Below are 25306 nucleotides of genomic sequence, written 5' to 3'. Positions count from 1 at the left end.
GCCCGGCGGGGCGTGAGGGGGGCAGGAGTGGGAGCCCGGCGGGCAGTTCCGGGCGGCGGGGGCCCGGCGGGCGCGGAGACGGGGGCGCGACGGGAGCAGGCGCCGGGGCGGGTGCGCGGGGCGGGCTGCCGGAGCCGAGGTGCCCGGGGCCGAACCCGGGCCGGCCGCCCGAGTCGGGGCACCCAGGCCCGCCCGCCGATGCCGGGGTACGCGGGTCCGGGCCCGCCCGTCAATGCCGGGGCACCCGGGTCCGGGTCCGCCCGTCGGCGCCGGGGCGTCCAGGTTCGGCCGGCTGGAAGGCGGAGGGCTACGCCGGGGCGCCCAGGTCCGCCCAGACCGTCTTGCCGGGGGCTTCGGAGGTTCGTACGACGCCCCAGTCCAGGCAGAGCCGCTGCACGATGAACATGCCGTGGCCGCCGGGGCGCCCGGCGCGGTGCGGGGTGCGCGGGGCGGGCTGGCCGCTGCCGTGGTCCGAGACCTCGACGCGGATGACCTTCTTGTCGCAGGTGAGCCGGAGCTCGTCCGGGCCCTCGGCGTGCAGGCAGGCGTTGGTGACCAGCTCGGAGACGACGAGCAGCACGTCCTCCGCGGCGGCCCGCCGGTCGGCGGTCGCGGCGGGCAGCCAGCCCCACGCGTGCAGCGCCTGCCGGGTGAAGTCGCGGGCGAGCGGGACCACCCCGCTCTCGCCGGCCAGGCTCAGTCGTCTGCGCATCTGCGAGCCCTCCATGGCCGCCTGGGCCGCCTCCGCGGTCGGCTGCGCCCCCTCCGGCGCGCCCCGGTCCCCCTCGATCACGGCCCCCGTCCCCCCGGCGGCGCCCTGACCTCCGTCGGGGACGACCGGTGACGCCTCGGCGACGACCGGTGACGCCTCGGTGGCGGCCAGGGACGCCTCGGCGACCGGGGCCCCCTCCGGCGGCAGCCCCGCGGCCCCCGCGGGCACGCCGGAAGCGCCGCTCGGCTCCGGGCCGCGGTCGCCCGGCGGGTAGGGCCGGGTGGTGCTCATCAGCGCTTCACCTCACCGATTCACCGGTTCTCGATGGAGTAGTCGGTTCGCGTACAGGTCAGTACGGGGCGTGCGCGTGTGCCGTTCGACAGGACGGCGCACGCGATCGACCGGTCCAGGAGTCTCCTGCCCGACCGAACCGGCAGAACACCCCCCGTCGTGGAACAGGCGCGCCTCGCGAGGGGCCCGTCCGTCCGGCATCGGCGGTCAGCCGGCCTCGTCGGCGAGCGCCGCCTCGACGGAGTCGTGCACGGTGAAGACCGCGTCCGCCCCCGTGATCTCGAACACCCGGGCGACCACCGGCTGCATTCCCGCCAGGTGCACCCCGCCGCCGGCCGCCTCCGCCTTCAGGCGCGCCCCGAGCAGCACGTTCAGACCGGTGGAGTCGCAGAACTCGAGCCGCGCGCAGTCCACGACGAGCTTGGCGACACCCTTGGAGAGCAGATCGTCGAGTGGCTCGCGCAACAGATCGGCGGTGTGGTGATCGAGCTCACCCGCCGGCGTCACGACGGCGCTGGGGCCCTCTTCCCGCACCTCCACCAGAAGCCGGCCCGACTGTGCGCTGCCGACCGTCCCGCGGTCCATGCCGTCTGTCTCCCGAGGTCGTGGCTGCTGCTGACGACCTCGAAGACTACGCCTTCTCCACACGGTCCGACAGCCGAACAACCGCACACAAACGGACATACCTGGACATCACGCACTTGCGGTGACCTCGGAAAAGCGGGTAGGGCTAGTAGAGACACCTGACCGACACGGCCGGCTTGGAGGCGCCGCACACCGCAGTGCAGCACTGGCTTCGGCAGCCATACGCCGAGAACGATGGAGGACATTCATGTCACCCCGGCTCGACGCATCGCGTACCCACACGACGACGTCGACACTCGCTCCGGAACGCCCGGACCCCATGGACGGACCCGCTCCGCAGCGCCCGGACCCCATGGACGGACTCGCTCCGCAGCATCCGGACCCGCTGGACGGACTTCCGGAGATCCCCCCGTACGACGAGGTGGGGCCGGTCGACGCCCGCGCCCTGTCCAAGACCCTCTTCGAGCGGCTGGAGTCCCTCGAGGAAGGCACGTACGAGTACTCGTACGTCCGCAACACCCTCGTCGAGCTCAACCTGGCGCTGGTCAAGTTCGCCGCCTCCCGGTTCCGCACCCGCAGCGAGCCGATGGAGGACATCATCCAGGTCGGCACCATCGGCCTGATCAAGGCGATCGACCGGTTCGAGCTGAGCCGGGGCGTCGAGTTCCCCACCTTCGCGATGCCCACCATCATCGGCGAGATCAAGCGCTTCTTCCGTGACACGTCCTGGTCGGTGCGGGTGCCTCGCCGGCTCCAGGAGCTGCGGCTCGACCTCGCCAAGGCGGGCGACGAGCTGGCCCAGAAGCTGGACCGCGCGCCGACCGTGGCCGAACTCGCCGAGCGTCTCGGCCTGACCCACGACGAGGTCGTCGAGGGCATGGCCGCCTCGAACGCGTACACCGCCTCGTCGCTCGACGCGCAGCCGGACGAGGACGACACCGAGGGCACGCTCGCCGACCGCATCGGCTACGAGGACCACGGCATCGAGGGCATCGAGTACGTCGAGTCGCTCAAGCCGCTGATCGCCGAACTGCCCGCCCGTGACCGGCAGATCCTCTCCCTGCGCTTCGTGGCCGGCATGACCCAGTCCGAGATCGGCGACGAACTCGGCATCTCCCAGATGCACGTGTCCCGTCTGCTGTCGCGCACGCTGGTACGGCTGCGCAAGGGGCTGACCGTCGAGGAATGACCGGCCCCGCCCGATGACACCAGGGCCCGGCACCCCACCGCGAGGCGTACGGGGCGCCGGGCCCTTCGCGTGGCCCCGGCGCGTGCGTTCGCGGCCGTTCCCGGCCCCGCCCCGCCGTGCGCGTTCCCGCCCCGCCCCGCCGTGCACGTTCCCGCCCCGCCGCGTCGCGCCCCCGTCACCTGCGCGCCTTCGGATTACTTGCGGGAACACCTAGCCTCACGGGTTCCCTTCCACCACTATGGGCGCACCCCGGACCCGACTGGCCGGTACGTCAGGAGGCCCGGGTCGGTGAGATGACGCGTGGCGGGTGCGAGGAGGCGGGTGGATGGCGCGGCCGGACGGAGCCGACGACACGGGCGGCGACGGCGCCGAAGCCGGGGACGGCCGGCTCCACGCCGACGCGTCCGACGCGCACCTGACGGGCCTGCTGCGGGCCGACACGCCCACGGTCTTCCCGGCGCTCCAGGAGATCCGTGCCCGCCATCTGCCCTCCGTGCTCGCCTACGCCCGGCTCTGCACGACGGGCGATCCGGCGGCCCGGCAGCTGGCCGCGCAGTCCTTCACCCTCGCCGCCCGCGAGTCGGCGCGCGGCTTCTACCCCGACGTCCCGCTGCGCCACCGGCTGCTGCTGCTCACCACCCGGCTCGCCGCCGAGTGGGCCCGCGACGAGCGCGCGGCCGGCGTGGACCCCGGGCTGCTGCTCGTGCTGAACGCGGCGGGCCCGGGCGGCCCGGTGCCGCCGATGCTCGCCGCGTTCCGCTCGCTGCCGACCCGCACCCAGGGCCTCGTCTGGTACGGCGCCGTGGAACGCGAACCGGTGGCGCGCACGGCCGCCCTGCTGGGCGTGACCCCCGAGGACGTGGCGTACGGCACCGACCAGGCGTGCCAGGCCCTGGCGCACGCCTGCCTGCGGGCCCGCCTCGCCGCGTCGGACGACCCCCGGTGCGGGGACTTCCGCCGTCTGATCGAGGAGTCCGTACGCCCGGACACCCCCCGCACCAGCCCCGATCTGCACGCCCACATGGCGCACTGCGCGCACTGCGCGACGGCGTACGAGGAACAGTGCGCGCTGCGCGACAGCCCGCGCACGGCGCTGGCGGAGGGGCTGCTGCCCTGGGCGGGGACGGCCTACACCGCGCGGGCGGCGGCCGGGGCCCCCGGCCGCCGGCCACCGGGCCCGGGGCCGGCACCCGCCCGGGCCTCCTCGCTCCGCTCCCCCTCGCGCCGCGTCGTGCTCGCCTCCGCCGCGTGCGCGGTGACGCTCGTGCCCCTGCTAATGGTGGTGCTGTGGTCGGGCGGCTCGGACCCGGCCGACCCGCAGGCGGCCGGCTCGGTCAGCACCCCGACGGCCCCGGGGCAGGTCACGGTCACGGCGACCGTCCCGGCGACCACCGCCTCCCCGTCCACCGCCTCCCCGTCCCCCTCCGGCAGCACGCGTACGCCGCGCACCACGTCGCCGAGCCCGCGGCCGACGGCCACCCGCGCGCCCACGCCCACCGCGTCCCCGGCGCACGCCCCGGACGGCACGTACGCGCAGGTCGTGAGCGCCGCCTCGGGCCAGTGCCTGGACGTGGCGGACGACTTCGACAACGGTACGGACGTGGTGATGACCGCCTGCTCCTCGTCGCCGTCCCAGCGCTGGCGCGTCGACACCGGCCGGGGCGTCCTCCAGAACGCGGCGGACTCCGACTTCTGCCTGGACAGCCGCGGTTCCGTGGACCGGGGCGTGGGGGTGTGGAGCTGCTCGTCGGTGGAGGGCAGGAACGGGCAGAACCTGCGGTTCACGGTCGACGACGACGGGGTGATCCGCCCGGCCGTCGCGATCGGGACGGCCCTCACCCCCGACGCCGACGGCGGCCTGTCCCTCGACCCGCTCACCGGGGGCGGCGACCAGCGGTGGGTGGCCGGGGCGAGCTGACGCGCACCGGCCGCCGTCCCGGACGCGGACCACGCGGGTGAAGAACGGGGCACGGTCCGGGGACTCAGACCACGCGCACGCCCGCCCGCCACACCTGCGACACCAGCGGCACGCCCGGCCGGTAGGCCAGGTGGACATGGCTCGGCGCGTCGAGGAGGGTCAGGTCGGCCCGGGCGCCGGGGGTGAGCCGGCCGATGTCGGTGCGGCGCAGGGCCGCCGCGCCGCCCGCGGTCGCCGCCCACACGGCCTCGTCCGGGGTCATCCGCATGTCGCGCACCGCGAGCGCGATGCAGAAGGGGACGGACGAGGTGAACGACGAGCCGGGGTTGCAGTCCGTGGACAGGGCGACGGTCACCCCGGCGTCGAGCAGGCGGCGGGCGTCCGGCCACTCGGCGCGGGTGGAGAACTCCGCGCCGGGCAGCAGCGTGGCGACGGTACGGCCGTCGGCCAGGGCGTCCACGTCGGCGTCGGTGAGATGGGTGCAGTGGTCGGCGCTGGCCGCGTCCAGCTCGACGGCGAGCTGCACGCCGGGGCCGTAGGAGAGCTGGTTGGCGTGGACGCGCAGGCCGAGTCCGGCGGCGCGGCCCGCGGTGAGGATCTCCCGCGCCTGGTCGCCGTCGAAGGCGCCCTTCTCGCAGAAGACGTCGATCCAGCGGGCGTACGGCGCGCAGGCCGCGAGCATCTCGCCGGTGACGAGCGCGACGTACGCGGCCGGGTCCTCGGCGAGGTCCGGGGAGACGATGTGGGCGCCGAGGAAGGTGACCTCGTCGGTGTGGGCGGCGGCGATGCGCAGCGCGCGGGCCTCGTCGGCGACCGTGAGGCCGTAGCCCGACTTGGTCTCGAAGGTGGTGGTGCCCTGGCGGAGCGCCTCCGCGAGGTGGCGGGTGAGGTTCGCCTCCAGCTGCTCGTCGGTCGCGGCACGGGTGGCGGCGACGGTCGTGCGGATGCCGCCCGCGGAGTAGGCGCGGCCCGACATGCGGGCGTTGAACTCCTCGGTGCGGTCGCCCGCGAAGACCAGGTGCGAGTGGGAGTCCACGAAGCCCGGCAGGACGGCCCGGCCGGCGGCGTCGACCCGGTTGTCAGTGGCGGGTGCTTTGCTGGACTCACCGATCCAGGCGACGCGGTCGCCGTCGACGACGACGGCCGCGTCCCGGACCAGACCGAGCGGAGACGAGTCGCCGAGGGAGGGATCGTTGGTGACCAGCGTGGCGATGTTGGTGATGACGGTGCTGCTCATGGCGTCCTCGGTGGTGGCGGGGGGATGCGGTCGCGCGGGGCGGGCGCTGTGCGGTCGCGGGGGACGGCGGCCGCCCGGTCGCGCGGGGCGGCCCGGGGTCAGTCGCGCAGGGCCGCGACGGCGGCCGCGAGCGCTCCGGGCACGTCGGGCACCAGCGTGTGCGCGCCGTCGCGCACGATCTGCCGCCCCGCCACGACCGTGTGCCGCACATCGGCGGCCGACGCGGCGAATACGGCCGTCTCGGCGCCCAGCCTGGGCAGCGGCCCTGCCGTCCTGACCGAGTCGAGGGCGATCGTCGTGAAGTCGGCGAGCGCCCCCTGCTCCAGGCTGCCCGCCTCCTCCCAGCCGAGGGCCGCGTGCCCGTCGCCGGAGGCCGCGCGCAGCAGCGCCTCGGCCGTCCAGTGCCCGCGGGTGCGGCTGCGCAGCCGCTCGTTCAGCTCCATGGCGCGCGCCTCCTCGAGCAGGTCGATGACGGCGTGGCTGTCGGAGCCGAGACTGAGCGGGGAGCCCGCGGCCTGCAGGGCGACGGCGGGTCCGATGCCGTCGGCGAGGTCCCGCTCGGTGGTGGGGCACATGCAGGTGCCGGTGCCGCTGCCGCCGATGAGGGCGATGTCCTCGTCGGTCAGGTGGGTGTTGTGGACGCCGGTGGTGCGCGGGCCGAGGACGCCGTGGTCGGCGAGGAGCCGGGTGGGCGTGCGGCCGTGGGCGTCACGGCAGGCGTCGTTCTCCGCGGTCTGCTCGGACAGGTGCACGTGCAGCGGGGCCCGCCGCTCCTCGGCCCACCGGGCCACGGTGGCGAGCTGCGCCGCGGGCACGGCCCGCACCGAGTGGATCGCGGCCCCGATCCGTGCGTGATCCCGTTCCTTGAGAAGTGCAGAGCGTGTGGCCCAGTCCTCGGCGCTGCCGTCGCTGAAGCGCAGCTGGTGCGCGTTGGGCGGGGCGCCGAAGCCGGAGGAGAGATAGGCCGTGTCGAGGAGGGTGATGCGGATGCCCGCGTCGGCGGCGGCCGCGATCAGCGCCTCGCCCATGGCGTTGGGGTCGGCGTAACGGGCTCCGCCGGGCGCGTGGTGCACGTAGTGGAACTCGCCGACGGCGGTGACGCCGGCCAGTGCCATCTCGGCGTACACCGCGCGGGCGAGGGCGTGGTAGCTCTCGGGGGTGAGCCGGTCGGCGAAGCCGTACATCAGCTCGCGCCAGGTCCAGAAGGTGCCGCTGCCGACCTGGACGGTGCCGCGCAGGGCGCGGTGGAAGGCGTGGCTGTGCGCGTTGGCGAGGCCGGGCAGGGTGAGGCCGCGCAGCACCTCGGCGCCGGGCGGCGGGGCGGGGGTCTCGGTGCGGACGGCGCTGATGCGGCCGTCCGTGACGTCGACGGCGACTCCCGGCTCGACATAGGTGCCGAGCCAGGCGTGCTCCAGCCAGTACGTCCGTGTCGTCACGCGCGGGCCAGCCCTTCGAGTACGTCGGCGAGGGCGCTCACCCCGGCCAGGCAGTCGTCCTCGTCCGCGGACTCGGCCGGGGAGTGGGAGACGCCGGTGGGGTTGCGCACGAACAGCATGGCGGTCGGAACGCGTCCGGAGAGGATTCCGGCGTCGTGTCCGGCGCCCGTTCCGAGGACGGGCACCGTGAGGCCGGTGTCCCGGCCGAGGATGCGGGCGAGTTCGTCGCGCAGGGCGTGGTCGAACTCGACGACCGGGGTGAACGACTCGCGCACCGTGTCGACGTCCACGCCGTGCGCGGCGGCGTGGGCGCGGGCGGCCTCCGTTATGCCCGTCACGACGGTGTCGAGGCTCGCCTGGTCGGGGGCGCGGGAGTCCAGCCAGCCGCGCACCAGCGACGGGATCGCGTTGACGCCGTTGGGCTCGACGGCGATCTTGCCGAAGGTGGCGACGGCACCGGCGAGTTCGGCCTCGCGGCGCGCCGCGAGCACGGTCTCGGCGTAGGGCAGCATCGGGTCGCGGCGATCGGCGAGGCGGGTGGTGCCGGCGTGGTTGGCCTGGCCGCGGAAGTCGAACCGCCAGCGGCCGTGCGGCCAGATCGCGCTGGCGACGCCGACCGGGTCGCCGGTCAGGTCCAGGGCGCGGCCCTGCTCGACGTGGAGTTCGACGAACGCGCCGATGCGGTCGAGCCGTTCGGGGTCCGCTCCGATCGCGTCGGGGTCGAAGCCGGCGGCCTCCATGGCCCGGGGCAGGGTCACCCCGTCGCCGTCGGTGAGCGCGTGGGCCTGTTCGACGGTGAGGTGACCGGCGGCCAGCCGGGAGCCCACGCAGGCCAGCCCGAAGCGGGCGCCCTCCTCGTCGCCGAAGTTGACGATGCCCAGCGGCTTCGCGAACTCCACTCCCCTCCGGCGGAGTTCGTCGAGCGCGGCGAAGGAGGACACGACCCCGAGGGGCCCGTCGAAGGCGCCGCCGTCGGGCACCGAGTCGAGATGCGAGCCGGTGACGACGGCGTCCCCGGCCGCGGGGTCGCCGAGCCAGGCCCACTGGTTGCCGTTGCGGTCGACCTCATGGGTGAGGCCGCGCGCCTCGGCCTGCTCCCGGAACCAGGCCCGGCAGTCGGCGTCGGCGCCGGTCCAGGCGTAGCGGCGGTAGCCGCCGGAGCCGGCGTGCCGGCCGATGGGGCGCAGATCGCTCCACATGGAGTGGAAGGACGCCGCGGTCCCCACCGTCGTATGGCCGCTCGTCACGCGTCGTCACCCTCGCGCATCGGCACGCGCACGCCGCGGTCCTCGGCGACCGACTCCGCGATGTCGTAGCCCGCGTCCACGTGCCGGATGACGCCCATGCCGGGGTCGTTGGTGAGCACGCGGCGGATCTTCTCGCCGCCCAGCTTGGTGCCGTCGGCGACGGTGACCTGGCCGGCGTGGATGGAGCGGCCCATGCCGACGCCGCCGCCGTGGTGCAGGGAGACCCAGGAGGCGCCGGAGGCGACGTTGACCATGGCGTTGAGCAGCGGCCAGTCGGCGATCGCGTCGGAGCCGTCGAGCATGGCCTCGGTCTCGCGGTAGGGCGAGGCGACGGAGCCGCAGTCGAGGTGGTCGCGGCCGATGGCCAGCGGGGCGGCGAGTTCGCCGCTCGCGACCATGTCGTTGAAGCGCTCGCCGGCCTTGTCGCGCTCGCCGTAGCCGAGCCAGCAGATGCGGGCGGGCAGGCCCTGGAAGTGGACCCGCTCACCGGCCAGCTTGATCCAGCGGGCGAGGGACTCGTTCTCCGGGAAGAGCTCCAGGATCGCCTTGTCGGTCTTGGCGATGTCGGCCGGGTCGCCGGACAGGGCGGCCCAGCGGAAGGGGCCCTTGCCCTCGCAGAACAGGGGGCGGATGTAGGCGGGGACGAAGCCGGGGAAGGCGAACGCGCGGTCGTAGCCCGCGAGCTGGGCCTCGCCGCGGATGGAGTTGCCGTAGTCGAAGACCTCGGCGCCGGCGTCCATGAAGCCGACCATCGCCTCGACGTGCTTCGCCATGGACTCGCGGGCCCGGGTGGTGAAGCCGGCCGGGTCCTTGGCGGCGGCGTCGGCCATGTCCTCGAAGGCGACGCCGACGGGCAGGTAGGCCAGCGGGTCGTGGGCCGAGGTCTGGTCGGTCACGATGTCGATCGGGGCGCCCATCGCGAGCAGCTGCGGGACCAGCTCGGCGGCGTTGCCGAGCACGCCGATGGAGAGCGGGCGGCGGGCGTCGCGGGCCTCGACGGCCAGCTGGAGGGCGTGGTCGAGGGAGTCGGCCTTCACGTCGAGGTAGCGGTGCTCGATGCGGCGGTCGATGGCGCGCGGGTCGACGTCGATGCAGATCGCGACGCCGTCGTTCATGGTGACCGCGAGCGGCTGGGCGCCGCCCATGCCGCCGAGGCCGGCGGTGAGGGTGATCGTGCCCGCGAGGGTGCCGGAGAACTTCTTCGCGGCGACGGCGGCGAAGGTCTCGTAGGTGCCCTGGAGGATGCCCTGGGTGCCGATGTAGATCCACGAACCGGCGGTCATCTGGCCGTACATGGTCAGGCCGAGCTGCTCCAGGCGGCGGAACTCCTCCCAGTTGGCCCAGTCGCCGACCAGGTTGGAGTTGGCGATCAGCACGCGCGGCGCCCACTCGTGGGTCTGCATGACGCCGACCGGACGGCCGGACTGCACGAGCATCGTCTCGTCCTGCTTGAGGGTGCGCAGGGTGCGGACCATGGCGTCGAAGGAGCGCCAGTCACGGGCGGCCTTGCCGGTGCCGCCGTAGACGACGAGCTTGTCGGGGTGCTCGGCGACCTCGGGGTCGAGGTTGTTCTGGAGCATCCGCAGGGCGGCTTCCTGCTGCCATCCCAGGGCGCTCAGTTCCGTACCGCGGGGGGCTCGTACGGGGCGGGGTCCTGACATGGTCTGCCTCCTGGCGGGTCGCTTTCCCAGCGGATTCATACTGCGGATATTCACATCCTGACGTCCTGAATAGAACTAGTCAACACCTGCGGGGGCCGCCGCGGCGTGCCACGGTGGAACGGCGGGAGTCAGCCCGGACAGGACCGGCCGGTACGCGCCGGCACGAGGGGGAGACCGTGGACGGCACGGGCGGCGTGGACGACGTGGAGGACACGGGCGGCGTGGACGGCACGGGCGGCGTGGATGGCACGGGCGGCACGGACGGCGTGGACGGCACGGACGGCGTGGACGTGACCGACGAGCGGGGCGCGGGCGCCGCCGAGGCGGTGGCCGCCCGCCGGGACGCCGCAGTGGCCGCCGCCGTGGCACAGGGCCTGCTCTCCCCCGACCGCCCCCTCGTGGGCCTGCTCGACGTCACCGGCATCCGCGCGTCGGCCGCGGCCCTGCACGCGGCGTTCGCCGGGGTGGTGACGCCGGGCACGCCCGTGCTGCACGCGTTCGCGGTGAAGGCGACCCCGCTGGTGCCGGCGGTGCGGCTGCTGCACGCGGAGGGCCTGGGCGCCGAGGTGGCGAGCCCGGGCGAGCTGGCGCTGGCGCGCGCGGCGGGCGTGCCACCGGAGGCGACCGTCCTTGACTCCCCCGCGAAGACCCCGGCCGAGCTGCGCGAGGCGCTGGCGCTGGGCATCGCGGTCAACGCCGACAACCCGCAGGAGCTGGCCCGCGTCGACGCGCTGCTGGCCTCCCCCGGCGCCCCGGCGGTGCTCCGCGCGCCCGTCGGCATCCGGGTGAACCCGCAGGTCGGCGGCGGTTCCATCGGGGCGCTGTCGACGGCGACGGCGACCTCCAAGTTCGGGGTGGCGCTGCGCGACGAGGGGGCGCGGGCATGGGTGGTGCGGGCGTACGCCGAGCGCCCGTGGCTGACCCGGCTGCACACCCACACCGGCTCCCAGGGCATCCCGCTCGCGCTGATGGTGCGGGGCGTGGCGGAGACGTACGCGCTGGCCGAGGAGATCAACGCGCGCGCGGGACGACGGCAGGTGGACACGCTCGACATCGGCGGCGGGCTGCCGGTGGACTTCTCCTCGGACACCGACCGGCCCACGTTCGCGCAGTACGCGCGGGCGCTGCGGGCGGCCGTGCCCGGCCTGTTCGACGGGCGGTACGGGCTGGTGACCGAGTTCGGCCGGTCCCTGCTGGCCCGGCACGGCACGGTGGTGGCGCGGGTGGAGTACACCAAGCGGGCGGGCGGCCGGCCGGTCGCCGTGACGCACGCGGGCGTGCAGATCGCGACGCGGACGGTGTACGCGCCGGACGCCTGGCCGCTCAGGATCGCCGCCTACGACGCCGAGGGGCGGCCCAAGGCGGGCCCGCGAGTGGTGCAGGACGTGGCCGGGCCGGCCTGTTTCGCGGGCGACCTGCTGGCCGAGGCCCGCGCGCTGCCGCCGCTGGAACCGGGCGACCACGTGGCGGCGCTGGACACGGGCGCGTACTTCTTCGCGCACCACTACGGCTACAACTCCCTGCCGCGGCCCGGCATCCACGGCTTCGCGCCGGACGGCACCGGGGGCGTCGTCTTCGCCACCGTGCGGGACGCGCAGACCGTGAAGTCGATCGTGGCCGAATCCGGCGGGGCGCACGCCGCGGGCCTCACCACCCTGCCCCCGGGCACGCGCCGTTGACACGGGTCACCGGACCCACCGTCGGGCGACTGGGTGAACAGACGTCAGTTGACCCACCTTAGCCACCGAAAGCATGTTCCGCCGGAAAATGCCGGAACGCTCACGTGCGGCGCACACGTTGCGTAGTTTCGGCGTCACTCAGCAGAACCCCAGGCGGGAGGGGAACGACGGTGCCCGGAATCGACGAGTGCCTGCTGGAAGCCATGCGACTGCCCGGTGCGCGGGGCGCCGCACTGGTCGACTGGACCAGCGGGCTTGCCCTGGGTTCCGTCGGCGAGTCGCCGGGCGGTGACCACGAGTCCACCGCGACGGAGGCCGCCGAACTGGCCCGGCTCGCCGCCGAGCACCAGGCGTTCGCCTCGGAGGACGCCGCCGAGGCCGAACCACCCGTGGAGGACCTGATCATCAGCAACCGGGACAGCTACCACGTGCTGCGGTTCGTCGGGACGACGTTCGACAGCAGTGTGGTGCTGCATCTGTGGCTGGCCCGTACGGAGGGCAACCTGGCTCTGGCCCGCATCCGGCTCGCTGAGATGGCCGGACGGCTGGTGCTGGGGTGACCGTGGTCAGAACTCCTCCGCCCCTGCCGGTGCGGGACAAGACGGCGGCGCGCGAGCAGTCGGGGAGCGGGGTCTCGCCGATGCTCACCCGGCTCGCCGCGGAACGCGCGACCGGCGTGCTCATGCGCGAGTGCGGCACGCTGCATCTCAGCGAGGGCCAGGTGGTGCACGCGGAGAGCCCGCTCGCGCCCGGCCTCGACGTGCTGCTCACCGCGCGCGGCACGCTCGACCCGGCGCAGTGGTGGTCGGCGGTGCAGCGGGCCGGCGACCCGGTCGGCGCCGTACGGCTGCTGTTCGAGGGCGGCAGTCTCGCCCCGGGCACGCTCGAACTGATCCACCTGGGCGCGCTGTTCGACGCGGCGTACTTCGCGCTCGCCCCGAGCAGCACCCCCGGCCGGTTCCGCTACGGCAGTCCGCCGGCCCAGGCGCCGCTGCGCACGGTGCCGGTCGCGACGGTGGAGCGCGAGACGCTGCGCCGCCGCACGCTGCTGCACTCCATCTGGCCGGACGCCACGTCCGACGGCCTGCCGCTCAGCCGCGCCGAGCGCGGCGCCGCCCCGCCGCTGACCGCCCGGCAGCGGGCGGTCCTGGACCGGGTGGACGGCTCGCGCACCGCGCCGGACATCGCGCGCGAGCTGGGCCGGCGCACCTTCCCGACGTTGATGGACGTCCGGCGGCTGGTGGCGGCGGGGGTGGTGGCGCCCGGGGCGCGGCCCCCCGCGGCCCTCGCCCCGGCCGAGGTCAACGATCCCGACATCACATTGCTGAAGAGGCTCAGGGATGCGCTGGAGGCCCTTTGAGCGGCAACGACCGGAGAGGAGAGACGAGATGGGGGCCGAGGTCGAGATACTCGACGAGATGCGTCGGCTCCGGGCCCGCGTGCCGCACCTCACGGGTGCCCTCGCCACCACGGTGGACGGTCTCGTCCTCGCCCAGGACACGCCCGGTGTCGAGGCACAGGACGTGGCCGCGCTCACGGCCTCCGCCCGCGCCGTCGCCGCGCAGGTCGCCGACGCGACCGGCCAGGGCGACTTCCGGGAGCTGCTCGTCCGGGGCGTCTACGGCTATGTGGCCACCTACGCGGCGGGCGGCACGGCCGTGCTGACCCTGCTCGCCCAGGACCGCGTCAGCGTCGGCCGGCTCCACCTGGAGGGCCGGCGGGCCGGCGCCCGCATCGGGGAACTCCTCGACGCCGGCGCGGAGGCCGCCGCCAGAGCACCCGCCAAGTCGACCCGGGCGACGGCCAAGTCCGCCGCCCCACGTACCAGATCCGCGCGCGCACCACGCACCACCACCGGTAATGCGCGTACCACCACCGACGGTTGAGCGATCGACCAGAAAACGAGGAATCACAGTCATGGCGAACACCGAAACCACGCTGAAGGAGTGCCTTGCCTCCATCGAGGGTGCGACGGGCGTCGCACTCGTCGACTACACGAGCGGCATGGCACTGGGCACCCTCGGCGGCAGCAAGAGCTTCGACCTGAACGTCGCGGCCGCGGGCAACACGGACGTCGTCCGGGCCAAGATGCGCACGATGGAGCACCTCGGGCTCAAGGGCCAGATCGAGGACATCCTCATCACGCTGTCCGACCAGTTCCACCTGATCCGGCTGATCGGCGGGCGCGGCGGCAACGGCCTGTTCATGTACCTGGTGCTGGACGCCAAGCGGGCCAACCTGGCCATGGCGCGGCACCAGTTGAAGAGGATCGAGGAGGACCTCGAGGTCTGAGCGGCCCTGCCGCACTCGCTACACGAGCGCCGCGGTGCGGCGGCGGGTCCCGCCCGGGGCCGCGTCGCCCGCGGCGACACCCGTGCCGCGATAACCCTTGACCGTCTTGCCGGCCGGGCGCCCGCCGCGCTGGTCGAGCCAGTCGACCCGCAGCCACAGCAGCGTGTCCTCGGCCCGCTCGCGGCGCCCGAGCCAGGCGGCCTTCAGCCGCAGCCCGACGCCCGCCCCGGCCAGCGCCATGCCGCCGGCCGCGGGCAGTACGAAGGCGCTGAGCACCGCCGCGAAGAAGGCGAGCAGGATCCACCAGCGGTGCCCGCGGCGCCAGTTGCGCACGGTGACGGCCCGGTCCTGGAGCACGTCGTGCTTCCCGGCCTTGACCACCGACCGGCTGCGCTCGGTGTACCGCTTGCGGCGCGTGTACGCCACCACGACGGCCGTGACGATGAACAGCGCCGCTCCCGCGAGCACCCCGATCCGGCGGCCGGTCAGCCCCGGCGGCACCACACCGACGCCCGCCGCGAGCACCCCGAACCACCACAGCGGGGCGGCCCCGGCCCTCACGACGACGGCCACCCGAGCCAGCCCCTGACCTCCGCGCGCCACGTCCAGCCTCCTCGTCGCCCCGGCAGCTTCTCTGCCGTCCGGCACAGTCCTGACGGGCAGGAGGCTAGTGAGGGAACCTGAAACGAATCTGAGAACGGCCGCGGCGGTCCCCGCGAAGGGCCCCCGGGCCGCCCGCGGTCCCGGAGCCGGTCACTCCACGAAGAGGCCCCGGGCCGCCGCGCGGGCGTCGAACTCCTCAAGGCGCGCCTGCGCGTCCGGCAGGCCGTCGGCCATCGCCTCCAGCAGCACCCGGCCCAGCAGCATCGGCGCGCACGCCGTGTCGAACGCGAGCCCGGTGCCGACCGGCGCGGGCAGCAGCAGGTCGGAGACCTTGGCGACGGGCGCGAACGCCGAGTCGGCGACGGTGACCACGGTGAGCCCCGCGCCGCGCGCGTGGGCGAGGCTGTCGACCACCTCGCGCGGGTGCCGGGGCAGCGCGAAGCACAGCAGCGCCGAGGCGCCCGCGCGCACGGCCGCGTCGATACGGTCCTGGATCATCGTGCCGCCCTCGTCGAGCAGCCGTACGTCCGGATGCACCTTGGCGGCGAAGTAGGCGAAGCCGTACGCCTGGGAGGCCGCCGCGCGCAGGCCGAGGACGGGCAGCGGGCGGGAGGCGGCGAGCACCCGGCCCGCGCGCTCGACCGGCCGCGGGTCGGCCAGCGCCGCGGCGAGATGCCGCAGATTCTCGATCTCGGCCTCGACGGCCTGCTGGTACTCGTTGTACGACGCCGCGTCGGCGGCCGGCCGGTCGGCGGGGGCGACCTCGCGCAGATGGCGGCGCAGGGCGGGGTAGCCGTCGAAGCCGAGGGCGACCGCGAACCGGGTGACCGAGGGCTGGCTCACCCCGGCCAGCTCGGCCAGCTCGACGCTGGACAGGAACGGCACGTCGGAGGCGCGCCGCACCATGCTGTGCGCGATGCGCCGCTGGGTCGGCGTGAGCCGGTGCCCCTCGAAGAGCGCCTGTAGCCGGGCGGCGGGGCTGTCGGTCGGGCTCATGACGTGCTCCCCCTCGACTATTCAGTAGCTGAGGATTCTGCATGAGCATATGCAGACCGGCAAGCGGCCGGCCCCACCACGGACAGGGGGGCTAGCACCAGTGCGGCGGCCCGCGCGGCTGCCTAGCGTGGTGGCATGACGGGAATGGACGCGCGGGACGCGGACCTGAAGAAGGAGCTCAACGCGACCCTGCAGGCCCGCAGGGAGCTGGGCGAGGAGTACGAGTCCGCGCTGGTCGACTCGTTCCTGGAGAAGGTCGACCAGCGTATCGACGGCGCGGTGGAGCGCCGGGTGCGACGGCAGCTGGCCGAGCAGCAGATGCAGGTGGCGCGCGGCAGCCGCGGCCCGCGGCCCACGGACTCGTGGGGCGAGCGGTTCGGCTTCGGCATCGTCTCGCTGGTGCTGGCGATCCCGCTGTCCGCGATCGGCGGCGGCGTGGCGCATCTGCCGGGGCTGCTGATCTCCTGGGTGGGGATCGTCGGCGTGAACGTGGTCCAGGCCACGCGCTCCAACCCCGGCCTCTTCGGCGGCCGGCGCGGGCGGTCCGGGGACGGCGACTGGGAGGACTGAGTCCGCGCGCGGACTCGTGGCGGCACGCACGGACGGCGGCGCGGGGCGGTGTGAGTCACCGCCCCGCGCCGCCGTTTTCCAAGCTGTGCGCGGGGACCGCCGCACCCCCATCACTGGGGGGCGGGACGACGGCGGTCCCCGCGAGGGACGCGGGCCGGGTCAGGGCCGGGCTTGCGCGTCCTAGGCGTCCATGGAGGTCCGGGAGCCGCTCCGGAGGTCCTTGGCGCCGTTCGGCGTCGGCTCGGGCGGGGAGCCGCTCCCGCCCTGCCGACACCCACTAATGTGCCGGATCCGTGTTAAGCGGGTGCTGCGTGGACGTGACACGCTCGTACCACTTCCGCGAAGTCCACCGGATCGGTAGGACACGCGAGGTTTTCCGCGGTCACGGCCCGTTCACCGCAGGTTCGCTACTGCTTCCCGCCCTTGGCGAGGAAAGCCAGCAGGTCCTGTCGGCTGACCACGCCGGTCGGCTTGCCCTCGACGAGGACGATCGCCGCGTCGGCCCGGCCGAGCACCGCCATCAGGTCGCCGACCGGCTCGCCGGAGCCGACCTGCGGCAGCGGCGCCGACATGTGCTTCTCCAGCGGGTCCTCCAGCGAGGCGTTCTTGCTGAACAGCGCGTCGAGCAGCTCGCGCTCCACGACCGACCCGACGACCTCGGCGGCCATCACGTCCGGGTGGCCGGCGCCCGGCTTGACGACGGGCATCTGGGAGACGCCGTACTCGCGCAGCACCTCGATGGCCTGGCCCACGGTCTCGTCGGGGTGCATGTGGACGAGGGAGGGGATGGCGCCGTGCACCTTGTCGTTGAGCACGTCGGCGACGCGGGCGCTCGGCCCCTCGTCCTCCAGGAAGCCGTAGTCGGCCATCCACTCGTCGTTGAAGATCTTGCTCAGGTACCCGCGGCCGCTGTCCGGGAGCAGGACGACCACCACGTCGTCCTCGCCGAGCCGCTCGGCGACGCGCAGCGCGGCCACCACGGCCATGCCGCAGGAGCCGCCGACCAGCAGGCCCTCCTCCTTGGCGAGGCGGCGGGTCATCTGGAAGGAGTCCTTGTCGGACACGGCGACGATCTCGTCCGCGACGGTGCGGTCGTAGGCGGTCGGCCAGAAGTCCTCGCCGACGCCCTCCACCAGGTACGGCCGCCCGGAGCCGCCGGAGTACACGGAGCCCTCGGGGTCGGCGCCGACGACCTGGACCCGGCCCTCGCTCGCGTCCTTCAGATAGCGGCCGGTGCCGGAGATGGTGCCGCCGGTGCCGACGCCCGCCACGAAGTGCGTGATCCGTCCCCCGGTCTGCTCCCACAGTTCGGGACCGGTGGAGTGGTAGTGCGAGAGCGGGTTGTTGGCGTTGGAGTACTGGTCGGGCTTCCAGGCGCCGGGCGTCTCACGGACCAGGCGGTCGGAGACGTTGTAGTACGAGTCCGGGTGCTCGGGGTCCACGGCGGTCGGGCACACGACCACCTCGGCGCCGTAGGCCCGCAGCACGTTGATCTTGTCCGTGCTCACCTTGTCGGGGCACACGAAGATGCACTTGTACCCCTTCTGCTGGGCGACGATGGCGAGGCCCACGCCGGTGTTGCCGCTGGTCGGCTCCACGATCGTGCCGCCCGGCTTGAGCTCCCCGCTCTGCTCGGCGGCCTCGATCATCCGCAGGGCGATGCGGTCCTTCACGGAGCCGCCGGGGTTGAAGTACTCGACCTTGGCCAGGACGGTCGCCTTGAGGCCCTTCGTCACGCTGTTGAGCCGCACCAGCGGGGTGTTGCCGACGAGGCTGATCATCGAGTCGTGGAATTGCACCGTTGTCTCCGGTTGCTTTCACAAAAGTGGTCGTGGTGGTTCCGCCAGCCTACGGCCCCCGGTGGCGCCGTTCACTCCCTGTTGAGATTGGGGCACGCCCGGTACGGGGCAAGGAGTGGGTGTACGGCTACGGAGGAGGTGACGGCGACGCATGACGAGCATGTCGAGGGCGCGGGTGGCCCGGCGGATCGCCGCCGGTGCCGCGTACGGCGGAGGCGGGGTCGGGCTGGTCGGCGCGGCCGCCGTGGGTCTGCTGCTGGCGGAGGTGCGGCTGGCCAAGAGGCATGTCGGCAACGGCAACGGCAGCACTCCGCACGTACCGGTGGCCGACGGGCTGTACGGCATCGGCTACGACACCCCGGGCGTGCCGGCGCTGCGGCTGCTGGTGCTCGGTGACTCCACCGCCGCGGGCCAGGGCGTGCACCGCGCGGGCCAGACTCCGGGGGCGCTGCTGGCCTCGGGTCTTTCGGCGGTCGCGGAGCGCCCGGTGCGGCTGCGCAACGTGGCGCAGCCCGGCGCCCAGTCCGACGACCTGGACCGCCAGGTGGCGCTGGCGCTGGCCGACCCGGAGGGCGCCCCGGACGTCTGCGTGATCATGATCGGCGCGAACGACGTCACCCACCGGATGCCGCCGACCCGCTCGGTGCGTCATCTGGCCGCGGCGGTACGGCGGCTGCGCACCGCCGGAGCCGAGGTGGTGGTGGGCACCTGCCCCGACCTCGGCACCATCGAGCCGGTGCAGCAGCCGTTGCGCTGGATCGCGCGGCGGGCCTCACGGCAGCTGGCGGCGGCCCAGACGATCGGCACGGTCGAACAGGGCGGCCGCACGGTGTCGTTGGGCGACCTGCTGGGCCCCGAGTTCGCGGCGAACCCGCGGGAGCTGTTCGGCCCCGACAACTACCACCCCTCCGCGGAGGGCTACGCGACGGCGGCGATGGCGGTGCTGCCGACGATGTGCGCGGCCCTGGGCCTGTGGCCCGCGGAGGAGGAGCGCCCGGACGCCTCCCGCCGCGAGGGCTTCCTGCCGGTCGCCCGAGCCGCGGCGGAGGCCGCGTCGGAGGCGGGCACCGAGGTCACGGCCGCGATGCCGACGGGCCCCCGCGGCCCCTGGGCCCTCCTGAAGCGCCGCCGCAGGCGCCGCGTCCAAGAACCGGCCCGGGCCACCATCACCCCGGCCGATTCCCCCAGCCCGTCCCCGAGCCCTTCGGGCCCCTGAGCTCTCCGGCGCCTGAGCTTTCCGGCGCCGGAGTCCCGCTCGCTCATGCACCCCGGCCCGCTCCAGCCCCCTTCAGCCCGTCCGGCGCTTGAGGACGAGGCCGTCCAGGCCGAAGGGGGGTCCGGGGGGCGCAGCCCCTGGGACGCCGAGTGGGCCCACCAGCCCGGAATCAAGGCGAACCGCCGGTCAGGCAAAAAAGCAAGCGCTTAGAAAGTGCGGCCAGAGTCACACCGTGCCCCCCGTGACCCCGGCACTACGTACGGGTAATTTCCCAAGCAGCCCCGCCCATCCCGTATGCCACTGGAGCCGTGATGCCCGAAGCCGTCATCGTCTCGACCGCCCGCTCCCCCATCGGCCGCGCTTTCAAGGGCTCCCTCAAGGACCTGCGCCCGGACGACATCACCGCCACGATCATCCAGGCCGCGCTGGCGAAGGTGCCGGAGCTCGATCCGCGGGACATCGACGACCTGATGCTCGGCTGCGGCCTGCCCGGCGGCGAGCAGGGCAACAACCTCGGCCGGATCGTGGCCGTACAGATGGGCATGGACCACCTGCCGGGCTGCACGGTCACCCGCTACTGTTCCTCGTCCCTCCAGACCAGCCGCATGGCCCTGCACGCCATCAAGGCCGGCGAGGGCGACGTCTTCATCTCGGCCGGTGTCGAGATGGTGTCCCGCTTCGTCAAGGGCAACTCCGACAGCCTCCCGGACACGCACAACCCGTTCTTCGCCGAGGCCGAGGCCCGCACCGCCGAGGTCGCCCAGCAGGAGGGCACGACCTGGCACGACCCGCGCGAGGACGGCCTGGTGCCGGACGCCTACATCGCGATGGGCCAGACCGCGGAGAACCTCGCCCGCTGGAAGGGCGTCACCCGCCAGGACATGGACGAGTTCGGCGTCCGCTCGCAGAACCTCGCCGAGGAAGCCATCAAGAACGGCTTCTGGGAGCGCGAGATCACCCCGGTGACCCTCCCCGACGGCACGGTCGTCTCGAAGGACGACGGCCCGCGCGCGGGCGTCACCCTGGAGGCCGTCTCGGGCCTGAAGCCGGTCTTCCGCCCCGACGGCCTGGTCACGGCCGGCAACTGCTGCCCGCTGAACGACGGCGCCGCGGCCCTGGTGATCATGTCCGACACCAAGGCCCGCGAGCTCGGCCTCACCCCGCTCGCCCGGATCGTCTCCACCGGCGTCTCCGGCCTCTCCCCCGAGATCATGGGTCTCGGCCCGGTCGAGGCGTCCCAGCAGGCCCTGCGCCGCGCGGGCCTGACGGCCGCGGACATCGATCTGGCCGAGATCAACGAGGCGTTCGCCGCCCAGGTGATCCCCTCCTACCGCGACCTGGGCATCCCGCTGGAGAAGGTGAACGTCAACGGCGGCGCCATCGCCGTCGGCCACCCCTTCGGCATGACCGGCGCCCGCATCACCGGCACGCTGATCAACTCGCTCCAGTTCCACGACAAGCAGTTCGGCCTGGAGACGATGTGCGTCGGCGGCGGCCAGGGCATGGCGATGGTCATCGAGCGCCTCAGCTGACATCCGGCCCCCGTCGGCGCGTTGCGTGACCGGGGGCCGACCCAGTGTGAAAAACGGCCCGGAGTGCGGGGAGTCCCCCCACTCCGGGCCGTTTCGTGACCCAATCTCCCCCAGGATGTGACCAATCTCCCGCGTGAGCGCCATCTGCGCAGGTCAGAGGGGACGCACGGGGCGCACGGAAGCCAAGCCGCTGTCCGCTTGGTGACGTTACGCACTGACAGACGTTCAGTCCGCCCTTCAAGCTGTTGTAGGAAGTCGGGGGTCGACTTTGAACCGGGAGTACGTCAGTGAGCGTCATGCCGATCGCCCTGCTGGTCACCACGGTCGCCACGGGTGCCGTGGGCGTCGCCGTCCTGCGCACGCTGTTCCAGCTGCGCCGCCAGTTCGCGGCGCTGCACACGGAACTCGCGGAGAGCCGGGCGGCCGCCACGCGCGCCCTGCTCCCGGCGGCCCGCACGACGGCCGACGCGGAGCAGATACGGGCCGCGGTGGCCGCGGCGCTGGCCGAGGAGCGCGAGCGCGAGCTGGCCGAGGCGCGGGCCTTCTGGGCCGCGCAGGAGTCCCGTGACCTGCCCGACGGCCCCACCCTGCTGGGCCTCGGGGACGGCGAGCTGTTCCTGCCGCGGCAGGCGGACTTCGTGGGCCTCGAACCGCTGGAGCCGGTCGCCGAGCCGTTCTCGGACGCCGAGGACCACTCGGGCGACTCCCCCGAACTGGCCGCGGCCCGCCGCCGGCACCCCTCGCACCCGGACTTCGTGCCCACGGCCCCGTCCCCGGTGGGCGACCACGAGCGCACGGTGGCCGCCCTGGAGGAACTGGCCGGCTCCCGCGTGGAACTGGCCGATGTCCGTCCGGGCCCGCTGGGCACCCTGGACGTCTACGTCTTCGCCGACGGTACGACCCTGTGCATGACGCCGGGTCACCGGGAGACGGCGGAGCGCCTGTCGGAGGCGCTGCGCGCGGGCCGTACGCCGGTGCTGCTCGGCGGCTCGGGCATCTCCGGTGCGTACACCCTGACCTTCGAGTGCGGCGACGAGAACATCTACATCCTGGCGGACCGCGTCATCGCGTCGCTGTGAGTCCGCGCGCGGACGCCCCGTCCAGGGCTTCTACGGCGTACTCCTGACGGCGCGTCCACACGACGGACGGCGCGTCCACCCGTCTGACGGCGGGTGCGCACGAGCGCCCCCCGCTTCACACCCCGGCGCGCTTCTGCGCCGCCTCGACCAGCCTGACCGCCTCGTCGACCTCGGCGTCGCTCACCAGGACCACCGCGAGATCGTGCACGGCGACGGTGATCTGGTCCGCGGCGGCGAACATGCCGGCGTCGGGCATCTCCCTGGGCTCCCGGTCCGGCCACTCCACCCGCTGCGCCCAGCAGGCCAGTTCCCTGGCCAGGCCCAGCGCTTCGGCCGCGGCCCCGCGTTGCAGCCGGGACTGCGGCGCGGCCCTCAGCCGGTCGGCGAAGTGATCCACGGCCCGGAGCAGACGCGTCGTATCAACCACGCGGCGAGCGTATCGCGTCGTACCGGCACTGTTGCCAACACGCCAACGCTCAGGCACGGTGACGTGAAGGACCGGCTTCGTCGAACGCGTCCGGAGGCGCCGATGTCCCAAGTCTTCTCCGAGGAGACCCACCGCAACCTGCTCGCCCGCATCCCCCACTGCACCGGTCGTGAAGTCGCCGACTGGTTGCGCACCGTCGAGGAAGGCCCCGCCCTCTTCCGCTTCGAAGAGAAGGTCAGCTGGCTCCGCCACGAGCACAACCTCGCGTACGGCCACGCGAAGGCGCTGATCCACGAATACGACCTGAGGAGGGCCGCGCGCAAATTCCTCTAGCGAGGTTCCTGCGCGCACACCACAAGACGCCGAAGGGCCCCGGGTGGTTGAGACCCGGGGCCCTTCGCACCGCGGTCGCCGGAGCGGTCGCGGACCTGATCGGTGGTGCTAGTTGCGCTGGTTGAGGATGGCGATGATCCGCAGGAACTCCATGTAGATCCACACCAGCGTCAGCGTGAGACCGAAGGCCGCGAGCCAGGCCTCCTCGCGCGGGGCGCCGTAGGCGACACCGTCCTCGACCTGCTTGAAGTCCAGGGCGAGGAAGCAGGCGCCGAGGATGACGCCGATGACACCGAAGAAGATGCCGAGGCCGCCGCTGCGGAAGCCGAGGCCGTCACCGCCGCCGAACACCGCGAACAGCAGGTTCACGGCCATCAGCAGCACGAAGCCGAGCGCCGCGGCCATCACGAAGCCGTAGAACCGGCGGTTGACGCGGATCCAGCCGGCCTTGTACGCGATCAGCACGCCGGCGAAGACCGCCATGGTGCCGAGCACGGCCTGCATGGCGGCGCCGCTGGCGATGCGGTTGTCGACCACGCTGGAGACGACACCGAGGAACACGCCCTCCAGCGCCGCGTACGACAGGATCAGCGCCGGCGTGGGCCGGCGCTTGAAGGACTGCACGAAGCCCAGCACCATCGCGACCAGGCCCGCGGCGACGGCGATGCCGTACGAGCGGTTGATGTGCGCGTCGTCCACCGGCAGCAGCGCCCAGGCGAGCGCGGCCGTGACGACCAGCACGCCGAGCGTGGTGGCCGTGCGCAGGACGACGTCGTCCATCGTCATGCGGCCGGCGGTGGTGCCCGGGGCGGGCGGCGCCGCGTACGGCGCGCCCTGCTGGGCGTACGGGTTCTGCCCGTACGGGTTCTGGGCGTACGGATTCTGCGCGTACGGTCCGGCCTGGGTGCCGACGGCGGGTCCCCCGGCCTGCGGCGCGGCGCCGAAGCCCGCGTAGCCGTTGTCGCGGCTGAACCCCCGTCGCGAGAAGACCGGGTTTCTGCTCCTCATCTCACTCCTCCATGGCCACTGTGCGCGGCCTTGGCTCAAGAGTAATGGTTCGGCAAAAGAACGATCCTCCTGCCTGAGAAGGATCTTTCCCCGCCACGTGCGGAACACGCTACGCGGATCGGAGATTCCCGGCCAAGGAGGCTGCCATTCATGACCAACCTGCGACATGGCCGGAACCGGCCGGAGACCACCCTCCCGGTACGGGCGTGGCCTCCGGGCCGTGACGGGGCGCGAGAGGTGGCCGGAACCAGCCCCTCGGGAATCCGGCGTCAGCACCTCGGGAACCCGCCGTCAGCCCCTCGGGAACCCGCCGTCAGTCCAGCGGGAAGCCCGTGTAGGCCTCGGCCAGGTCGGTCTCGGCGGCGCGGGAGGAGGCGATGCGCTCCAGCCGCGCCAGCTGGAGCCGGTCCTCGAACTCCGTGGCGTCCGGGGCGCGGTGCAGCAGGGTCGTCATGTCGTACGAGAACCGTTCGGCCTGCCAGACCCGCCGCAGGCAGGTCGCGGAGTAGGCGTCGAGGAGCTCCGCCGACCCGGTCCGCCGCTCGTGCTCCAGCGCCCGCGCGAAGGTGACGACGTCGCCGACGGCGAGGTTCAGGCCCTTGGCCCCGGTCGGCGGCACGATGTGGGCGGCGTCGCCCGCGAGGAACAGGCGGCCGTGGCGCATGGGTTCGTGGACGAAGGAGCGCATGGGCGTGACGGACTTCTGGGTGATCGGGCCGCGCGCGAGGCGCCAGCCGTCCTCCGTCTCGAAGCGCCGCTCCAGCTCGTCCCAGATCCGCTCGTCGCCCCACTCCTCGGCGTCGGTGCCGGCCGGGACCTGGAGGTAGAGCCGGGAGACCGACGGCGAGCGCATCGACAGCAGGGCGAACCCGCGGTCGTGGCGGGCGTAGACCAGTTCGTCGTGGGAGGGCGCGACATCGGCGAGGATGCCCAGCCAGGAGTAGGGGTAGACGCGTTCGAAGGTGCGGCCGAGGCCGGCCGGCAGGGATCCGCGGGCGATGCCCCAGAAGCCGTCGCAGCCGACGACGTAGTCGCACTCCAGGACGTCCTCGACGCCCTCGTGCCGGAACCGGACGCGCGGCCGGTCGCCCTCGGCGTCCTCCACGGCGAGCGCCTCCGCCTCGAACAGCAGCGGGCCGCCCTCCTTCAGCTGGAGGGCGATGAGGTCCTTGCAGACCTCGGTCTGGGCGTAGACCATCACCGACCGGCCGCCGGTCAGCGCGGGGAAGTCGACGCGGTGGCGGCGCCGGTCGAAGCGCAGCTCGACGCCGTCGTGGGGCAGTCCCTCGCGGTCCATGCGCTCCCCGGCGCCCGCCGCGCGCAGCACGTCCACGGTGCCCTGCTCCAGGATCCCGGCCCGCTGCCGCTGCTCGACATAGGCCCGGTCGCGGCTCTCCAGGACCACCGAGTCGATCCCGGCGCGGTGGAGCAGGCGGGCGAGGAGGAGTCCGGCGGGGCCTGCTCCGATGATGCCGACGGTCGTACGCATCGGTCGT

At 73.8% G+C, this 25306-nt stretch carries 24 protein-coding genes; 12 read left to right on the top strand and 12 right to left on the bottom strand.

Annotated elements, in window-relative coordinates; all coding sequences use genetic code 11:
- Window positions 1-307: 307 nt before the first annotated feature.
- The gene (locus WN71_RS36710) at window positions 308-1003 is read right to left on the bottom strand and encodes an ATP-binding protein (RefSeq protein ID WP_046590638.1); all 696 of its coding nucleotides are present in this window, start codon (window positions 1001-1003) and stop codon (window positions 308-310) included.
- Between the two features lie 207 nt (window positions 1004-1210).
- Window positions 1211-1588, bottom strand: a complete 378-nt coding sequence (locus WN71_RS36705; protein ID WP_046590636.1) for an STAS domain-containing protein — start codon at window positions 1586-1588, stop codon at window positions 1211-1213.
- 247 nt (window positions 1589-1835) lie between these two features.
- Between WN71_RS36705 and WN71_RS36700 the strand changes: the two genes are divergently transcribed.
- On the top strand, window positions 1836-2777 hold the full coding sequence (locus tag WN71_RS36700; RefSeq protein ID WP_046590633.1) for an RNA polymerase sigma factor SigF: 942 nt from the start codon (window positions 1836-1838) through the stop codon (window positions 2775-2777).
- Between the two features lie 325 nt (window positions 2778-3102).
- Window positions 3103-4695 (top strand): RICIN domain-containing protein, encoded by a 1593-nt coding sequence (locus WN71_RS36695; RefSeq protein WP_046590631.1) that lies wholly within the window; start codon window positions 3103-3105, stop codon window positions 4693-4695.
- Between the two features lie 64 nt (window positions 4696-4759).
- Here the strand turns inward: WN71_RS36695 and hutI are convergent, their stop codons facing one another.
- From hutI to hutU, 4 genes are all read right to left on the bottom strand, one after another.
- Window positions 4760-5932, bottom strand: coding sequence for an imidazolonepropionase (hutI, locus tag WN71_RS36690; RefSeq protein WP_046590629.1), 1173 nt, complete (start codon window positions 5930-5932; stop codon window positions 4760-4762).
- Window positions 5933-6030: 98 nt separating this feature from the next.
- Entirely contained in the window at window positions 6031-7368 is a 1338-nt protein-coding gene (locus WN71_RS36685) for a formimidoylglutamate deiminase (protein ID WP_046590627.1), read from the bottom strand.
- The gene (locus WN71_RS36680; protein ID WP_046590643.1) at window positions 7365-8567 is read right to left on the bottom strand and encodes an allantoate amidohydrolase; all 1203 of its coding nucleotides are present in this window, start codon (window positions 8565-8567) and stop codon (window positions 7365-7367) included. The genes WN71_RS36685 and WN71_RS36680 overlap by 4 nt, the downstream gene beginning before the upstream one ends.
- Before the next feature lie 44 nt (window positions 8568-8611).
- Window positions 8612-10276, bottom strand: coding sequence for a urocanate hydratase (hutU, locus tag WN71_RS36675; RefSeq protein WP_046590625.1), 1665 nt, complete (start codon window positions 10274-10276; stop codon window positions 8612-8614).
- 266 nt (window positions 10277-10542) lie between these two features.
- Between hutU and WN71_RS36670 the strand changes: the two genes are divergently transcribed.
- The 5 genes from WN71_RS36670 (at window position 10543) to WN71_RS36650 (ending at window position 14247) form a co-directional block, all read left to right on the top strand.
- A complete protein-coding gene (locus tag WN71_RS36670) occupies window positions 10543-11955 on the top strand; it encodes a type III PLP-dependent enzyme domain-containing protein (protein WP_206300239.1) in 1413 nt (470 codons plus the stop codon).
- Window positions 11956-12125: 170 nt separating this feature from the next.
- Entirely contained in the window at window positions 12126-12515 is a 390-nt protein-coding gene (locus WN71_RS36665) for a hypothetical protein (RefSeq protein ID WP_046590624.1), read from the top strand.
- Window positions 12512-13315 (top strand): hypothetical protein, encoded by an 804-nt coding sequence (locus tag WN71_RS36660; RefSeq protein ID WP_046590623.1) that lies wholly within the window; start codon window positions 12512-12514, stop codon window positions 13313-13315. Before WN71_RS36665 ends, WN71_RS36660 begins: the two co-directional genes overlap by 4 nt.
- Window positions 13316-13343: 28 nt before the next feature.
- On the top strand, window positions 13344-13841 hold the full coding sequence (locus WN71_RS36655) for a roadblock/LC7 domain-containing protein (protein ID WP_046590621.1): 498 nt from the start codon (window positions 13344-13346) through the stop codon (window positions 13839-13841).
- 31 nt (window positions 13842-13872) lie between these two features.
- Entirely contained in the window at window positions 13873-14247 is a 375-nt protein-coding gene (locus tag WN71_RS36650; RefSeq protein WP_046590618.1) for a roadblock/LC7 domain-containing protein, read from the top strand.
- Between the two features lie 18 nt (window positions 14248-14265).
- On the opposite strand, the gene WN71_RS36645 is transcribed toward WN71_RS36650, so the two are convergent.
- Entirely contained in the window at window positions 14266-14850 is a 585-nt protein-coding gene (locus tag WN71_RS36645; protein WP_079178394.1) for a hypothetical protein, read from the bottom strand.
- A 150-nt stretch (window positions 14851-15000) separates the two neighbouring features.
- Window positions 15001-15846, bottom strand: coding sequence for a MurR/RpiR family transcriptional regulator (locus WN71_RS36640; RefSeq protein WP_046590614.1), 846 nt, complete (start codon window positions 15844-15846; stop codon window positions 15001-15003).
- Window positions 15847-15990: 144 nt separating this feature from the next.
- On the opposite strand from WN71_RS36640, the gene WN71_RS36635 reads away from it, so the two are divergent.
- Entirely contained in the window at window positions 15991-16416 is a 426-nt protein-coding gene (locus WN71_RS36635; protein ID WP_046590612.1) for a hypothetical protein, read from the top strand.
- A gap of 407 nt (window positions 16417-16823) precedes the next feature.
- On the opposite strand, the gene WN71_RS36630 is transcribed toward WN71_RS36635, so the two are convergent.
- Window positions 16824-18215 (bottom strand): cystathionine beta-synthase, encoded by a 1392-nt coding sequence (locus WN71_RS36630; RefSeq protein WP_046590610.1) that lies wholly within the window; start codon window positions 18213-18215, stop codon window positions 16824-16826.
- A 151-nt stretch (window positions 18216-18366) separates the two neighbouring features.
- Here WN71_RS36630 and WN71_RS36625 point away from each other — a divergent pair, with 151 nt between their 5' ends.
- The 3 genes from WN71_RS36625 (at window position 18367) to WN71_RS36615 (ending at window position 22042) form a co-directional block, all read left to right on the top strand.
- Window positions 18367-19431 (top strand): SGNH/GDSL hydrolase family protein, encoded by a 1065-nt coding sequence (locus tag WN71_RS36625; RefSeq protein WP_046590608.1) that lies wholly within the window; start codon window positions 18367-18369, stop codon window positions 19429-19431.
- A 311-nt stretch (window positions 19432-19742) separates the two neighbouring features.
- Entirely contained in the window at window positions 19743-20963 is a 1221-nt protein-coding gene (locus tag WN71_RS36620; protein ID WP_046590606.1) for an acetyl-CoA C-acetyltransferase, read from the top strand.
- Between the two features lie 296 nt (window positions 20964-21259).
- The gene (locus tag WN71_RS36615) at window positions 21260-22042 is read left to right on the top strand and encodes a hypothetical protein (protein ID WP_206300238.1); all 783 of its coding nucleotides are present in this window, start codon (window positions 21260-21262) and stop codon (window positions 22040-22042) included.
- 115 nt (window positions 22043-22157) lie between these two features.
- On the opposite strand, the gene WN71_RS36610 is transcribed toward WN71_RS36615, so the two are convergent.
- Window positions 22158-22469 carry a hypothetical protein gene (locus tag WN71_RS36610; RefSeq protein ID WP_206300237.1) on the bottom strand — a complete coding sequence of 104 codons (312 nt, stop codon included), beginning with the start codon at window positions 22467-22469 and terminating at the stop codon, window positions 22158-22160.
- A 102-nt stretch (window positions 22470-22571) separates the two neighbouring features.
- Here WN71_RS36610 and WN71_RS36605 point away from each other — a divergent pair, with 102 nt between their 5' ends.
- On the top strand, window positions 22572-22802 hold the full coding sequence (locus tag WN71_RS36605; protein ID WP_046590601.1) for a DUF4287 domain-containing protein: 231 nt from the start codon (window positions 22572-22574) through the stop codon (window positions 22800-22802).
- Window positions 22803-22910: 108 nt separating this feature from the next.
- Here WN71_RS36605 and WN71_RS36600 read toward each other — a convergent pair whose 3' ends face one another.
- Both WN71_RS36600 and WN71_RS36595 read right to left on the bottom strand, forming a co-directional pair.
- Window positions 22911-23810, bottom strand: a complete 900-nt coding sequence (locus WN71_RS36600) for a Bax inhibitor-1/YccA family protein (protein WP_046590598.1) — start codon at window positions 23808-23810, stop codon at window positions 22911-22913.
- A 313-nt stretch (window positions 23811-24123) separates the two neighbouring features.
- Window positions 24124-25299: a 4-hydroxybenzoate 3-monooxygenase gene (locus WN71_RS36595; RefSeq protein ID WP_046590595.1), complete on the bottom strand. Its 1176-nt coding sequence runs from the start codon at window positions 25297-25299 to the stop codon at window positions 24124-24126.
- Window positions 25300-25306: the final 7 nt, after the last annotated feature.

Origin of the sequence: Streptomyces mangrovisoli, assembly GCF_000974985.2 — a bacterium.
GTDB classification, from domain to species: Bacteria; Actinomycetota; Actinomycetes; order Streptomycetales; family Streptomycetaceae; genus Streptomyces; species Streptomyces mangrovisoli.
Note: the sequence above shows the minus strand (reverse complement) of the source record. Positions and strands in the feature narration are given on the sequence as shown.

Excerpts from the sequence above, each read along its gene's own strand:
- WN71_RS36635 (WP_046590612.1), top strand. The coding sequence starts at position 15,991 with ATGGACGCGCGGGACGCGGACCTGAAGAAGGAGCTCAACGCGACCCTG.
- WN71_RS36615 (WP_206300238.1), top strand. The coding sequence starts at position 21,260 with ATGCCGATCGCCCTGCTGGTCACCACGGTCGCCACGGGTGCCGTGGGC.
- hutI (WP_046590629.1), bottom strand. The coding sequence starts at position 5,932 with ATGAGCAGCACCGTCATCACCAACATCGCCACGCTGGTCACCAACGAT.
- WN71_RS36705 (WP_046590636.1), bottom strand. The coding sequence starts at position 1,588 with ATGGACCGCGGGACGGTCGGCAGCGCACAGTCGGGCCGGCTTCTGGTG.
- WN71_RS36625 (WP_046590608.1), top strand. The coding sequence starts at position 18,367 with ATGACGAGCATGTCGAGGGCGCGGGTGGCCCGGCGGATCGCCGCCGGT.
- WN71_RS36650 (WP_046590618.1), top strand. The coding sequence starts at position 13,873 with ATGGCGAACACCGAAACCACGCTGAAGGAGTGCCTTGCCTCCATCGAG.
- WN71_RS36700 (WP_046590633.1), top strand. The coding sequence starts at position 1,836 with ATGTCACCCCGGCTCGACGCATCGCGTACCCACACGACGACGTCGACA.
- WN71_RS36605 (WP_046590601.1), top strand. The coding sequence starts at position 22,572 with ATGTCCCAAGTCTTCTCCGAGGAGACCCACCGCAACCTGCTCGCCCGC.
- hutU (WP_046590625.1), bottom strand. The coding sequence starts at position 10,276 with ATGTCAGGACCCCGCCCCGTACGAGCCCCCCGCGGTACGGAACTGAGC.
- WN71_RS36595 (WP_046590595.1), bottom strand. The coding sequence starts at position 25,299 with ATGCGTACGACCGTCGGCATCATCGGAGCAGGCCCCGCCGGACTCCTC.
- WN71_RS36640 (WP_046590614.1), bottom strand. The coding sequence starts at position 15,846 with ATGAGCCCGACCGACAGCCCCGCCGCCCGGCTACAGGCGCTCTTCGAG.
- WN71_RS36710 (WP_046590638.1), bottom strand. The coding sequence starts at position 1,003 with ATGAGCACCACCCGGCCCTACCCGCCGGGCGACCGCGGCCCGGAGCCG.
- WN71_RS36680 (WP_046590643.1), bottom strand. The coding sequence starts at position 8,567 with ATGTGGAGCGATCTGCGCCCCATCGGCCGGCACGCCGGCTCCGGCGGC.
- WN71_RS36655 (WP_046590621.1), top strand. The coding sequence starts at position 13,344 with ATGGGGGCCGAGGTCGAGATACTCGACGAGATGCGTCGGCTCCGGGCC.
- WN71_RS36620 (WP_046590606.1), top strand. The coding sequence starts at position 19,743 with ATGCCCGAAGCCGTCATCGTCTCGACCGCCCGCTCCCCCATCGGCCGC.
- WN71_RS36695 (WP_046590631.1), top strand. The coding sequence starts at position 3,103 with ATGGCGCGGCCGGACGGAGCCGACGACACGGGCGGCGACGGCGCCGAA.
- WN71_RS36600 (WP_046590598.1), bottom strand. The coding sequence starts at position 23,810 with ATGAGGAGCAGAAACCCGGTCTTCTCGCGACGGGGGTTCAGCCGCGAC.